This is a genomic window from Lentzea albidocapillata, from assembly GCF_000719115.1.
Classification (GTDB): Bacteria; Actinomycetota; Actinomycetes; order Mycobacteriales; family Pseudonocardiaceae; genus Lentzea; species Lentzea albidocapillata.
On the sequence record NZ_JOEA01000009.1, the window covers coordinates 346,144 to 359,222 of the forward strand.

The window sequence follows — 13,079 nt, forward strand, 5'->3', positions numbered from 1 at the left end:
AGCATCTGAGCAGGAGGGAGGACCTCGAGGCGATGAACAGCACCGTTCACGAAGCCGAGGTACTGGGCAATGTTGAGAAGGGCCTGCTGATCGGGGGGCAGTTCCGCCCGGCGACGGGTGGACGTACCTTCCCCGTGGAGAATCCCGCGACCGGAACAACCCTGTGCGAGGTCGCCGACGGTACTTCGCGGGATGCTCTCGAAGCACTCGACGCGGCGTGTGCCGCTCAGGCTTCCTGGGCCGCGACCGCGCCGCGTGAACGAAGTGAGATTCTGCGCCGTGCCTACGATCTCCTCGTTGCGCGCACCGAGGAGATCGCGCAGTTGATCACCTTGGAGATGGGCAAGTCGCTGGCGGAGTCGCGGTCCGAGGTTGTTTACGGAGCTGAGTTCTTCCGCTGGTACTCGGAAGAGGCCGTGCGGATCCAGGGTGACTTCACCGTCGAGCCCGGAGGCTCTGGGCGGATCATGCTCATGCGCCAGCCGGTGGGGCCGAGCCTGCTGATCACTCCGTGGAACGTTCCGCTGGCCATGCCCACGCGCAAGATCGGTCCCGCGATCGCGGCGGGGTGCACGATGATCCTCAAGCCCGCCGAGCAGACTCCGCTCACGGCGTTGCTGCTCGCCTCCGTGCTCACCGAAGCCGGTCTGCCCGACGGAGTCCTCAACGTCATCACCACCTCGGAGCCGGAAGCCGTTGCAGCGCCGTTGGTCCATGATGGACGGTTGCGCAAGGTGTCGTTCACCGGATCGACGGAGGTCGGCAGGAAGCTGATCGTGAGCTCGGCGGACAAGGTGCTCCGCACATCGATGGAGCTGGGTGGCAACGCGCCCTTCATCGTGTGCGCGGACGCCGATGTCGACGCTGCGGTGGACGGCGCGATGATCGCCAAGATGCGCAACATCGGTGAGGCGTGCATCGCGGCCAACCGGTTCTACGTGCACGCGGACGTGGCCGAGGAGTTCACCGAGAAGCTCTCTGCCCGGATGGGAAAGATGGTCGTCGGCCGTGGTGACGAGGACGGTGCCGAGGTCGGCCCGCTGATCGACGCCGCCCAGCGCGACAGGGTCGCGGAGCTCGTCGACGACGCGGTGCGCCGCGGTGCGCGAGTCCGCACAGGTGGAACGGCTCCCCCGGGACCTGGCTACTTCTACCCTCCGACCGTGCTGACCGACGTCTCGCCCGCCGCACGGTTGCGGACAGAGGAAATCTTCGGACCGGTCGCGGCGATCTCCACGTTCGCAGACGAGCAGGAGGTGCTGCGGTCCGCCAACGACACCGAGTCCGGTCTGGTGAGCTACGTCTACAGCCGTGACATCGGACGTGCGCTCCGCCTCGCGGAAGGCCTCGAAACCGGCATGGTCGGCCTCAACCGCGGATTCGTCTCGAACCCCGCCGCTCCGTTCGGTGGCATGAAGCAGTCCGGCCTCGGGCGTGAAGGCGGTCGAGTCGGCATCGAGGAGTTCCTCGAGATCAAGTACGTCGCCGTGGAAGTCGACTGATGAGCGCGCAGCCGATTACTCCCGACGCGGACGCGGCCTACCCGCCCGGGCATCGGCAGGAGGTGGACTTCGGCGGGTCCGTCCTCGTTCCCGGCCACGCTTTGTGGGGGGCTCAGACCCAGCGGGCAATCGAGACCTTCACGATCAGCGATCTTCGCCTGCCCCGCCACTACATCGGCAGCCTTGGTTCGCTCAAACGGGCGGCGGCCCAAGTCAACGCACACCTGGGGCTGCTGGACCCGGTAGTGGCAGAGGCGGTCGAGGCTGCCGCGGGTGAGGTGGCCGACGGACTGCTCGACAACCAGTTCCAGGTGGACGTGTTCCAGACAGGCAGCGGCACCAACACCAACATGAACGCCAACGAGGTGATTGCCAACCGGGCCAACCAGTTGCTCGGCACGCGGCTCGGCGCCAAGCACCCGGTGCATCCGAACGACCACGTGAACCGGGGGCAGTCGTCCAACGACGTCACGCCCACGGTTGTGCACCTCACCGCGCAGACAGCGATCACCCATCGGTTGATCCCGGCTTTCGACCATCTCGCGGTATCACTGCGCACGGTCGCGGCAGCAACCGATGATGTCGTCAAGACCGGGCGCACGCACCTGCAGGACGCGGTGCCGATCCGGCTCGGGCAGGAGTTCCTGGGTCACGCCGGCCAGATCGAACGGAGTGTGGGAAGGTTCCGTGCGGTGCAGCTCGGCCTTGCCGAGGTCGCGCTCGGCGGTACCGCCATCGGCACTGGCATCAACACCCACCCGGAGTTCGCCGGCAGGGTTGTCGCGACCCTGGCCGAGGAGTTCTCGGTCGAGCTGCGCGAGACCTCCAACCATTTCCAGGCGCAGAACAACCATGACGCGGTGGTGTTCGCGTCGGGTGCGCTCAGGACGGCTGCGGCGAGTTTGCTCAAGATCGCCGATGACGTGCGCTGGATGAACAGCGGCCCCCGCACCGGACTGGGCGAGATCGAGGTGCCGACGCACTCGATGGGTTCCTCGATCATGCCGGGCAAGACCAACCCGATCGTCGCGGAGGCGGTGGCCCAGGTCGCGATCAAGGTGATCGGCAACGACGCCGCCATCACGGCGGCCGGCGGTCGCGGCAACTTCGAGCTCACCGTGACGAGCCCTGTCGTCGCGTACTGCCTGCTGGAGTCGATCGAGCTGCTTGCCGCTGCGGCGATGGTGTTCGCCGACCGGTGCATCAGCGGAATCAGGGCCACGCAAGCAGGACCGGACGCTGTCGAACGCAGCTTGATGATGGCCACAGCGCTCTCGCCGCGCGTTGGGTACGACAAGGCCGCTGCCATCGCGGCAGAGGCGCGCAGCAGCGGACGCACGATCCGCGAGGTCGCCCGCGAGCGCACCGCCCTCACCGGAGACGAACTGTCCGAACTGCTCGACCCGCGGCGAATGACAGGACCGCGCTGACGTACGGGAGCTCTCATGGAACTGTCCTTCAAGGACAAAGTCGTCGTCATCACCGGTGCCGCCGGCGGATTCGGTTCCGTCACCGCGCGGGCGTTCGCCGACGCGGGAGCGCACGTCGTCGTCTCCGACATCAACACGGCCGGAGCGGAGAAACTCGCCGCCGAACTGCCGTCCGCGATCGCGGTCACGACCGACGTGACCGAGGAGGACGCCGTCCGCGACCTCATCGCCACCGCCGAGTCGGCGTTCGGCGGCCTCGACGTCATGGTGAACAACGCCGGTGTGCCACACCGATCGAGCGCGCTCGTCGACCTCGACGTCGAGACGGTCGACCAGCAGCTCGCCGTCAACGTCCGCAGCGTGTTCCTCGGGTGCAAGCACGCAGTGCCCGCGCTGCGCCGACGTGGCCGCGGAGTGATCGTCAACATCGCCTCCATCGCGGCCAAACGCCCCCGGCCTGGCCTCACCATCTACAACGCCACCAAGGGCGCGGTCATCACCATGACCCGCGGCCTGGCCACCGAGGTCGCCCCCGACGTGCGGGTCAACGCCGTCAATCCGGTGATCTCCGAAACCGGCTTCGTCAAAAGCCTCACCGGTGCTGACGCCCTCCCGGACGAACTCCGGACGAACTGGGTCTCGGGCATCCCCATGGCACGTACGGCAACCCCTCAGGACGTCGCCAACAGCGTTCTCTTCCTCGCCTCCGACCAGGCCGGCTTCCTCACCGGAGTCTGCCTCGACGTCGACGGCGGCCGCAGCATCCAGTAACCGGTCCCCAGGGAGCCACGAATGACAACGACGCATTCAGTGCCGCCAGCCAGAAAGACACCCACTCCGGCGAAGGTCGCGATCGCGAGCTTCATCGGTACCACCATCGAGTGGTACGACTACCTGGTCTTCGGGGCGGCCACCGTCCTGGTCTTCAACCCGCTGTTCTTCCCCAAGCTCGATCCCGTGGCAGGCACTCTCGCCGGCTTCGCCACTCTCGCCGTGGCCTTCCTCGCGCGCCCGCTCGGCGGACTCGTGTTCGGCCACTACGGCGACGTGATCGGGCGCAAGAAGATGCTCGTGCTCTCCGTGGTCATGATGGGAGCGGGCACCGTCGCGGTCGGGCTGCTCCCGACCTACGAAACGATCGGCATCTGGGCGCCGGTCCTGCTGGTCGTGTTGCGCTTCGTCCAGGGCTTCGCCGTTGGCGGTGAATGGGGCGGTGCCGTCGTGATGTCGTTGGAACACGCGCCCGCTCATCGCCGAGCCTTCTACGCCAGTTTCCCCCAGGCAGGCGTACCAGCAGGCACCTTCCTGTCCACCGGCGCGTTCTTCCTCGTCACCCTCATGCCCTCGGAGCAACTCCTGAGCTGGGGCTGGCGCATCCCGTTCCTGAGCTCGGCATTGCTGGTCGTCGTCGGCCTGTACATCCGGCTGAAGGTGACGGAGTCCCCGGAATTCCTCGCCATGCAGGCAAAGGGTGACACCGTCAAGGCGCCCGCAGCGGAGGTCTTCAAGTCGCACAAGAAGGCTTTGCTCGTCGGCATGTTCTGCATGCTCGCCCCGAACACCGTCTTCTACCTCGCGAGCACGTTCTTCCTCAGCTATGGGCCGATCCACCTCGGACTGAGCCGCAGCCTGGTCCTCTCCGCGCTGTTGGTGGCGGCCGCACTGCAGGTGGTGACGTTGCCTCTGTTCGCGCTCCTCGCCGACCGCATCGGTACGAAGAACCTCCTCATCATCGGCTGCGCCGCGGTCGCCCTCGGCGCGTTCCCGGTCTTCCTGCTCTTCGACACCGGCACCGTCGTCGGCGTCGTCTCCGCGTACCTCCTCGCCCTCCCCGTGCTGCACGCCCTCGTCTACGGAGCGATCTCCGGGTTCATCGCCGAGTTGTTCCCGCCGCGGGCGCGCTACACCGGGTCGTCTGTGGCGTACCACCTCGGTGGTGCTGTGACCGCCGCTCCCGTCCCCATCGTCGCGACCCTGCTGCTCACCGAGTTCGGCTCCTCCACCTCCATCGCGCTTTACGTGGTGCTGGCAGCGGTGCTTTGCGCACTCTTCATCTCACTCGCCCCGCGCTCGAAGGAACACACACAGGCCGGCTCCGCACGGCCGGAAGGCGCTGGGCTCGACCTGACCCCCACGAGCTGAGCCGGAGTGCGTCGTCATCGATGCCGGTTCTCCTGTGGAGCGTGCCTGATGCCCGCCAGCACGGTCTTCGACTCGTTCCTGTTCCGCGACATGTTCGGGACACCGTCGATGCGGGCGGTCTTCGACGATCAGTCCTTTGTGGACGCGATCGTGCGGACCGAGGTAGCGCTGGCGAAGGCTCAGGCGCGGGTCGGCGTCATCCCTCAGGACGCGGCGGAGTCCATCGCCGCGTCCTGCGACCCGGCACGGCTCGATCACGAGCGCCTTCGCCGCGACACCGGCAACGTCGGCTATCCGGTGCTGCCGATCGTCACCCAGCTCGCCGAGCAGTGCGGTGCCGCGGGCGGCTACCTGCACTGGGGTGCGACCACCCAGGACATCATGGACACCGCCACGGTGCTGCAGTGCGCCGAGGCCCTCGCGCTGGTCGAGGCGGAGCTCGACCGCCTGCGCGAGTCTCTGCGACGCCTCGCGACAGCACACATCGACACCGTCACCGCGGGCCGCACCCACCTCCAGCACGCGTTGCCGATCACCTTCGGCTACCGCGTGGCGGTGTGGCTCTCGGCGCTGGACCGCCACGCCGACCGGCTCGCTGCCGTGCGCGAACGGGACCTGATGGTGCAGTTCGGTGGCGCGGCGGGGACTCTGGCCGCACTGGGGCCAGGGCCGGAAGGCCTGCGGGTGCGCGCGGAACTGGCCGCGGAGCTCGGCCTGCGCGACCCGGAGATCACCTGGCACGTCGCCCGCGACGGTCTCGTCGAGATGGTCGGCGTGCTCGCCGCGCTCGGAGGGTCTGTCGGCAAGATCGGAGCCGACGTGGCCATGCTCTGCTCGACGGAGTTCGGGGAGCTGGCCGAACCCTTCGAGCCGGGCAGGGGCGCCAGCTCCACCATGCCGCAGAAACGCAACCCGATCTCCAGCGAGCTCCTGGTCGCCGCGGCGAAACTGCTGCGGGACAAGGCATCGGCGATGCTCGACGCGATGATGCAGGACTTCGAGCGCGCCACCGGACCGTGGCACGTCGAATGGGCCGTCATCCCGGAGGCGTTCCTGCTGATCTCCTCCTCGCTCGCCCAGGCCGCACAGCTCATGGCCGGCCTGCGGGTGGACCAGGCCCGGATGCGCGAGAATCTCGACCTCACCGGCGGGCTCGTCATGGCCGAGGCCGTGATGATGGCGCTCGCGCCCGCCCTGGGCCGCCCGCACGCCCACGAGCTCGTCTACGCCGCCTGCAGCCGCGTGATCGACACCGGTACCGACCTGGCCGCCGAGCTCCACGCGCACCCGGACGTCGTGGCGAGCCTCGGCGCCGACCGGATCGACCAGCTCTGCGACCCCGCCGCGTACCTCGGCAGCGCCCAGGCGATGACCCGGTCCGTGGTGGACCGGTCCGGGGCGGCCCGTGGCCGGTCTCAACCCGGATGACGCGCTCGCTGAGGATCAGCGCGGCGGCGCCCGGCAGGACGGTGAACCACTCCTTGCCAGGGTGCACTCCGAACTGATCGGCCTCCGGCCCCTGCGGCTGGTCGGTGATGCGCATCTTGGCGACGGTGACGCCGGCGGGCGCGGATCCGCGGCACCGACGATCAGTTCGACGCTTTCGTCGCCGGAGCGTTCCTCGATGGCGCCGGTGTGGTGGTCGACCCGCGGTTCGACCTGAGGCAGGCGCTTCTGGAGGAGTTCAGGGTTGTGGCTCAACGCTTTCTGACGGGCGCGGCGCAGTGCGGCGGCCTGCTCGGCGATGCGGACCCCTTGGTGGGTGTTGCCCAGACGCGTTCGACGCGGTGGCCTCGTCGTCCCCGGCGTCGGTAGCGCCGGATGGGGTTGGTGGGGATTGCTGCGCTGAACGAACGAATGTTACGGTCACCAATCAACCAAGCAAATGCTTGCTTCATGGCGGAGGGTTGGGTATGGAGTTCGCTGTGCTAGCGCCTGTCGGAGCGGGGGTCACCGCCGATCCGGAATGGATGGGCGAGTTCGCCCGGCACGTCGAGGACTGCGGGTTCGAGTCCATCGTCGTGGTCGAGCACGCCGTGGTGATCAGCGCGTATTCGAGTACCTACCCGTATGCGGGCTCGGGGCGGATGGAACTGGACGACGACTGCCCGATCCCCGACCCGCTCGATCTGCTCGCGTTTCTGGCCGGGCGGACGACGCGGATCGGCCTGGCGACTGGCGTGCTCGTGCTGCCCAACCACCACCCGGTCGTACTGGCGAAGCGGGCCGCGACCGTGGACGCCTTGTCCGGTGGGCGGTTGCGGCTCTGCGTCGGAATGGGCTGGATGAAGGAAGAGGTCGAGGCGTGCGGGGTGGACTTCGCAAGCAGGGGTCGCCGTGCCGATGAGCAGATCGACGTCATGCGCGCCCTGTGGGCGGACAGTGGACCGTCCGGCGCCGAGTACCACGGTGAGTTCTTCCAGTTCGACCATGCCATGAGCTACCCGAAACCCGTCGCGCCGCGTGGTGTTCCGATCCACGTCGGCGGGCACTCGCGGGCCGCGGCCCGACGTGCGGGGCGGCGCGGCGACGGGCTTCAGCCCCTCGGTGTGGCTGGAGCCGACCTCCTTGCACTGGTCGGCCTGATGCGGGAGGAAGCCGAGAAGGCGGGGCGCGACCCCGAGCGGCTGGAGCTCACCCTCGGCCATTCGCTGGGCAAGGTGACCACCGAGAAGGCCGGGCGGCTTGGAGAGCTCGGTGCGAACCGCATCCTGTTGACCGCGAGCCCCACAGCGGACCTGTCGCGGGTCAAGGACGAACTGTCCGCCTGCGCCGACCGGCTCGGACTGTTGCCGTGATGGTCGACGAACGTGATCGGCTCGGCATCGCCGACCTGGCCGCGCGGTACGCCCTGTACGTCGACCAGCGGCGGTTCGGTGATGTGGCCGACCTGTTCACCGAGGACGGCCGGCTGTGCCTGCCGGACCCGCCCGACCACCTCGACCCGGTCCGGGTGCTGACCGGGCCCAAGGAGATCCGACCGGCGATGGGCGCGCTGATCGCGTTCCCCGTCACCCTGCACGCGATCGTCGGCCACGTGATCGAGCCGGACGCCACCGGCACGGTCACCGGCGTGGCCAACCACGTCGGTGAACGCGGGAACCTCGTCTGGCACCTGCGCTACCAGGACAGTTACCGCCGCGAGTCCGGGCGTTGGCTGTTCGTCCAGCGCTCAGTGCACGTCCAGTGGATCGAGACGCGCCCGGTGCGCGGAATGAGGCAGCAGTGACCGGCGGGAGATTGTTCGGCCAGATCGCGGTGGTCACTGGTGGCGCGCTGGGTATCGGCGGCGGCATCAGCAGGCGGCTGGCCAGGGCAGGCGCGCACGTCGTGCTCAACGACATCGACGCCGAGGCGGCCCAGGCGACACACGCCGACATCGTCGCGGCAGGCGGTGAGTGCGTCACCGTGGTCGGCGACATTCGCCATCCCGAAGTCGTCACCGAGGTCCGCGACACGGCCCTGGCGGTGGCGGACGGCCGGGTGGACGTGTTGGTCAACAACGTCGGCGACTTCCGCCCGGCGGCCCGCACCTTCCTGCACAGCACCGAGGACCAGTGGCAGCTGCTCTACGAGCTGAATCTGCTGCACGTGCTGCGCATGTGCCACGCGCTGCTGCCGTCGATGGTGGCAAGGAAATCCGGCGTGGTGGTCAACAACTCGACCGTCGAGGCGTTCCGCGGCATCCCGTACGCGGCCGCGTACGCCGCCTTCAACGCCGGCGTGATCGCGTTCACGAAGAGCCTCGCGGTGGACGTGGCGCAGCACGGCGTCCGAGTCAACGCGATCGCGCCCGACCTGGCCGACACCCCGCAGACCCCGGCGGAGCTCATGCTCAAGGGCCGTGACCCGGAGCTGATCCGCAGCTGGGTGCCGCTCGGCCGGTTCGGTCAGGCGGACGACTATGCGGCCGTCGTGGAGTTCCTCGCCTCCGACGACGCGCGGTTCGTCACCGGCCACACCATCCCGGTCGACGGCGGCACGCTGGCCGCGTCCGGTTGGTACGGCCGGGCCGACCGCAAGGGCTGGACGAACCTGCCCAACGAGGCCTGACCCGGCCGACCGGGTCAGCCCTGGGCGGGATCGACCGCCGCCGCGATCAGGTCACGGCCTTCCGGCGTCCCGTCCAGCTGCCGGTTCACCCGGTTCACCACCTGCCAGCCGTCGGTGGTCCGGGTGAACTCCCAGCGGTTCACGCCGGTGCGCCAGATCCGGTAGCCGTCCGCGTCGGCGTTGCGCAGCACCAGTTGCGAATAGGTCGTCACCACCGCTCGGTCGCCGTCCAACCGGATGTGCGGGATGCCGATCAGGTGCGCGGCCCCGGAGTGGATCAGGCCCTGATGGCGTTCGCCCGTGACCATGCCCGCGATCGCCGCACGACCCTTCAGTACCACCGGGAACGTGTCGTAGACGCCGTCCTCCGTCCACATCTCGGCGGTGACCCCGGCCGTGCCGCTGTCGACCGCGGGACCGTAGGCGGCGACGATCTGGAGCAGTGCCAGTCGATCCTCTGCGTCGTTGAGCCGCTGTTCAAGGATTGCGAGACGGTCGTTGATGTCGGTCATTCGGACTCCTTCGGCCAAGCGTCGGGGTAGAGCCGTGTGAACGCGGTCATCTGGTCCAGGTAGTGGTTCCGGTCGCGCGCTTCGAACTTGGCGTTCACCAGGGTCGCGCCCGCTTTCACGGCCGCGTCGATTCGGCGCCTGGTGCTGTCCGGATCGCCGAGCGGGTCCAGCGCGGCAGGCTGCAACACCACCTGGAAGTCGTCGGGCAGGTCGAACCCGCTCAGGAGGGACGCCATCTCGTCGCCGCTCAGCCCGAACGGCATCCAGCCGTCGCCCAGTTCTACGGCGCGGCGCAGCGACCGCCGGGTACGTCCCCCGATCCACACCGGGACGTGCGGCCGGACGGCGTGCGGGTCGATCACGAAGTCGTGGAACGAGAAGTGCGGTCCGTCGTAGTCGGGGACCGGCGTGGCCCACGCCGCGCGCAGTGCGCGCAGGGCGTCGTCGGCACGCGATCCGCGGTCCTCGAAGTTCGCACCGAGCAGGGCGAACTCCTCCTCCAGCGTGCCGACGCCCATCCCGAGGACGACACGGCCGCCGCTGAGCCGGTCCAGCGTTCCGTATGCCTTGGCGATCTCCAGCGGGTGGTGGTAGCCGAGCACCAGCACGTTGGTCGCCAGCCGCAACCGCCGGGTCCGTGCGGCCAGGAAAGCCAGCGTGGCCAACGGGTTCCAGTACGTACCGCCGCGGGTCTCGGCGACCACGCGCGGCACGCCGACGTGCTCGCTGCACGTCATGTGGTGGTAGCCGAGCACGTCGGCGTGCTCGGCGATCGCGACCAGGTCCTCCGGGCCGCCATCGGCCTCCCACGGTGAGTGCGCGCCGGGCAGGCGTATGACGATCGGGCTGAGCAGTCCGAACCGCATGAGGTGTCCTTTTCTGGCCGGGTCAGCCGGCCGTCGGTATCTCGCGCACGTCGCCGAGCATCCGGGCGAATGCGTCGTCGTGCCGTTGGTCGAGCGGTAGTCCGATCGCCAGGCCGTGGCACCGGCCGCCGTACCAGTCGGCGAGGACGCCCGGCAGTTCGGCGTAGGAGCCGTGAGGTACCAGGTCGGTCAGCGCGCGGTCGGTGAGCACCGCGGGCAGGTCGGTCCAGCGGTCATCGCGCACCAACGCGCTCAGGCGCTCACCGAGCTGCTCGTGCCCGAGTAACGCCAACGTGGGCCGGTAGGCGGGCGTGGAGTAGAGGAACGCCATTTCGGCGCGGGCCGCGTCACGGGCCGCCGCCAGCGCCGCATCGTCCACGCCGGTCACGCACTTGGAGACCACGACGACCTTCGGCGCATGGTCCCGCCCGGCCGCGCCGGCGGCCAGCGCGGGCAGGATCTCCGCGTCGAGGTAGGCCGGGTGCGAGTTGGTGGCGTGGGTGACGAACCCGTCCGCCACGGCGCCGGCCACCTCGCACATCCGCCGGTTGACTCCTCCGGTCCAGATCGGTGGCGCCGCCACCCCGGACGGGCCGGGGTTGAAGTACGGCTGCAACCGGTCGAACCGGTAGTGGCTGCCCTCGTGGAACAACGGTGTCGCGTGTTCGAAGGAGTGGAAGATGGCGCGCAGTGCGTGGACGTAGTCGGCGAGCCGCTCCGCAGGCGCGGACCACGGCATGGAGAACCGCCCGACGATGTTGCCCCGCACCTGGGTGGCCAGGCCGAGCTGGAACCGGCCGCCGGAGAACCGGGCGAGGTCCCAGGCCGCGTACGCGGTGATCATCGGACTGCGAGGGAACGCCAGGGTCATGCTGGTGCGCACGGTCAACCGGCTGCTGTGCTCCAACGCCAGCAGCGCGACCGACAGTGAGTCGTGCACGGTTTCCGGGATGTGCACGGTGTCGAAGCCGAGACGTTCCACGCGGTGGACGGCCTGCCGCACGTCGGCCAGGTGCGTGTCCGCGGGCAACGTGGTGACGAGTTCCATGTGTCACTCCGGCAGCAGGCCGGTGAGGGCCCGGTCGATGGCCTCGTCACCGAGGACGGAACGGGCCAGCTTCTCCAGGCTTGGGGCGCGTCGCAGGTGCGAGCCGCCCTCCACCGGCAACGTCACGCCGGTGGTCCAGGAGGACTCCGGCCCGGCGAGGTGGCGCACCGCCGCCGCGATGTCCTCCACCGTGCCGACCCTGGCCAGCGGTTTCTCCCGCAGCACGACGGCTCGCTGCTCCGCGTCGGCGACCAGCAGTCCGGGCTTCGACGCGGCGGTCGGCACCAGGCCGGGGCGGACCGCGTTGACCCGGACACCGAGCGCGCCCAGCTCGTCGGCTGACACCCGGACCAGTGCTTCCAGCGCCGCCTTGGCGACCGAGTAGGACGGCAGGAACGGGAACGAGCAGCCGCCCGCACTGGAGGAGGTGCACACGATCGACCCGCCGCCGTGCCGCGCCATCGCGGCCGCGCCGTGCCGGATCACGTGCAGCGCGCTCACCACGTTGCGCCGGAAGTCGTGTTCGAGGGTCCGCTGGTCGAGTGCCATGACGGGTGCGACCGTGCTGCCGCCGACCGTGGCGACCGCGATGCGCAACGGGGTCTCGTCGGCGACGGCCACCGCCTTCCGAACGTCCACTTCGGACTCGGCGTCGCCCGCGACCCAACGCACCGCTGGCGCGTCCGGCAGTTCGGCGGTGATCCGCTCGGCCGTCGCGCGCAGGGTGGACTCGGTGCGCCCCAGCAACACCACCGCCGCGCCATCGGCGGCCAGGGCGCGGGCGCACGCCGCACCGAAGCCGCCCGCGCCGCCGGTGACCAACGCGCCCTGGCCGGTCAGCGTGCTCATCGGCCCGGCTCCGCACGCGGCCGGACGAACAGCCCTTCGGCGGAAACGGCCACGTGGCCGTCCGCGCTGATGGTCCCGGTCGCGTGGATCTTGCGACCGTCCACGGACGCCTGTCGTCCGGTCACGGACAGTTCCTCGAACAGCGGCAACGGCCGGTGGTAGGTGAGCGCGAGCCGTGCGGTCATCCCGCTGTTACCCGCGCGGATGTTCGCGAGCCCCAGCACGTGGTCGAGCAGCAGGGCCGAGATTCCGCCGTGCACGTGACCCGGCGGCCCCTGGTAGGGCAGTCCGAGCGTCACCGACCCGGCCACGTCGCCGTCCGCTCCTTCGGTGATCTCCAGCGGCGGTGCGAGCGGGTTCTCCAGGCCGTTGACGGGGTTGTGCAGCCGTGAGTCCACCGGCAGCCACATCGTCGTCATCCGTTCGGCCAGCGGTGGCGCGGCCAGGTCGATCCGGTCGGCCACCCCGTGCAGCGCGGTGGCGAGGTCGCCGGACTGGGCGGCGATGGCGTCACCGGCCCGCACGATCGCGTCGACCACCCGGCGTGCGGCGGCGGCGACGTCCTGGACGCCGCCCTGCTGGACCGGGGCGGTGACGGCCGGTGATGGGTTCATGGCCACCTCTCTCGTGATCAAGCGCTTGGTTGACAGTAGGAATCGGCGGGGCGGCAGGCAAGG

The 13,079-nt window shown here is 69.5% G+C and carries 14 protein-coding genes; 9 read left to right on the top strand and 5 right to left on the bottom strand.

What is annotated here, in order from left to right; all coding sequences use genetic code 11:
* The first annotated feature begins 32 nt into the window (after nt 1-32).
* The 9 genes from IG04_RS0115520 to IG04_RS0115560 all read left to right on the top strand — a co-directional run bounded on the left by IG04_RS0115520 (nt 33) and on the right by IG04_RS0115560 (nt 9,127).
* Nucleotides 33-1,502 carry an NAD-dependent succinate-semialdehyde dehydrogenase gene (locus IG04_RS0115520; RefSeq protein WP_030477352.1) on the top strand — a complete coding sequence of 490 codons (1,470 nt, stop codon included), beginning with the start codon at nt 33-35 and terminating at the stop codon, nt 1,500-1,502.
* Nucleotides 1,502-2,932: a class II fumarate hydratase gene (locus IG04_RS0115525; protein ID WP_036014690.1), complete on the top strand. Its 1,431-nt coding sequence runs from the start codon at nt 1,502-1,504 to the stop codon at nt 2,930-2,932. The genes IG04_RS0115520 and IG04_RS0115525 overlap by 1 nt, the downstream gene beginning before the upstream one ends.
* A gap of 15 nt (nt 2,933-2,947) precedes the next feature.
* A complete protein-coding gene (locus IG04_RS0115530; RefSeq protein ID WP_030477354.1) occupies nt 2,948-3,703 on the top strand; it encodes an SDR family oxidoreductase in 756 nt (251 codons plus the stop codon).
* A 39-nt stretch (nt 3,704-3,742) separates the two neighbouring features.
* The gene (locus IG04_RS0115535) at nt 3,743-5,074 is read left to right on the top strand and encodes an MFS transporter (RefSeq protein WP_063758271.1); all 1,332 of its coding nucleotides are present in this window, start codon (nt 3,743-3,745) and stop codon (nt 5,072-5,074) included.
* A 48-nt stretch (nt 5,075-5,122) separates the two neighbouring features.
* A complete protein-coding gene (gene pcaB / locus IG04_RS0115540; RefSeq protein WP_030477356.1) occupies nt 5,123-6,502 on the top strand; it encodes a 3-carboxy-cis,cis-muconate cycloisomerase in 1,380 nt (459 codons plus the stop codon).
* Nucleotides 6,480-6,737 (top strand): hypothetical protein, encoded by a 258-nt coding sequence (locus IG04_RS0115545; protein ID WP_030477357.1) that lies wholly within the window; start codon nt 6,480-6,482, stop codon nt 6,735-6,737. Before pcaB ends, IG04_RS0115545 begins: the two co-directional genes overlap by 23 nt.
* 262 nt (nt 6,738-6,999) lie before the next feature.
* On the top strand, nt 7,000-7,872 hold the full coding sequence (locus IG04_RS0115550) for an LLM class F420-dependent oxidoreductase (RefSeq protein WP_245816165.1): 873 nt from the start codon (nt 7,000-7,002) through the stop codon (nt 7,870-7,872).
* Entirely contained in the window at nt 7,872-8,303 is a 432-nt protein-coding gene (locus tag IG04_RS0115555; RefSeq protein WP_030477359.1) for a nuclear transport factor 2 family protein, read from the top strand. The genes IG04_RS0115550 and IG04_RS0115555 overlap by 1 nt, the downstream gene beginning before the upstream one ends.
* Nucleotides 8,300-9,127, top strand: coding sequence for an SDR family NAD(P)-dependent oxidoreductase (locus IG04_RS0115560; protein WP_030477360.1), 828 nt, complete (start codon nt 8,300-8,302; stop codon nt 9,125-9,127). The genes IG04_RS0115555 and IG04_RS0115560 overlap by 4 nt, the downstream gene beginning before the upstream one ends.
* A 14-nt stretch (nt 9,128-9,141) precedes the next feature.
* Here IG04_RS0115560 and IG04_RS0115565 read toward each other — a convergent pair whose 3' ends face one another.
* Genes IG04_RS0115565 through IG04_RS0115585 form a run of 5 tightly spaced genes read right to left on the bottom strand, consistent with a single transcriptional unit; the run spans nt 9,142 to nt 13,016 of the window.
* Nucleotides 9,142-9,639 (bottom strand): nuclear transport factor 2 family protein, encoded by a 498-nt coding sequence (locus IG04_RS0115565; RefSeq protein WP_030477361.1) that lies wholly within the window; start codon nt 9,637-9,639, stop codon nt 9,142-9,144.
* Nucleotides 9,636-10,505: an LLM class F420-dependent oxidoreductase gene (locus tag IG04_RS0115570; RefSeq protein WP_030477362.1), complete on the bottom strand. Its 870-nt coding sequence runs from the start codon at nt 10,503-10,505 to the stop codon at nt 9,636-9,638. The genes IG04_RS0115565 and IG04_RS0115570 overlap by 4 nt, the downstream gene beginning before the upstream one ends.
* A 22-nt stretch (nt 10,506-10,527) precedes the next feature.
* Nucleotides 10,528-11,553, bottom strand: a complete 1,026-nt coding sequence (locus IG04_RS0115575) for an LLM class flavin-dependent oxidoreductase (RefSeq protein ID WP_030477363.1) — start codon at nt 11,551-11,553, stop codon at nt 10,528-10,530.
* A 3-nt stretch (nt 11,554-11,556) separates the two neighbouring features.
* Entirely contained in the window at nt 11,557-12,402 is an 846-nt protein-coding gene (locus IG04_RS0115580) for an SDR family NAD(P)-dependent oxidoreductase (protein ID WP_030477364.1), read from the bottom strand.
* The gene (locus IG04_RS0115585; RefSeq protein ID WP_030477365.1) at nt 12,399-13,016 is read right to left on the bottom strand and encodes a PaaI family thioesterase; all 618 of its coding nucleotides are present in this window, start codon (nt 13,014-13,016) and stop codon (nt 12,399-12,401) included. The genes IG04_RS0115580 and IG04_RS0115585 overlap by 4 nt, the downstream gene beginning before the upstream one ends.
* Nucleotides 13,017-13,079: the final 63 nt, after the last annotated feature.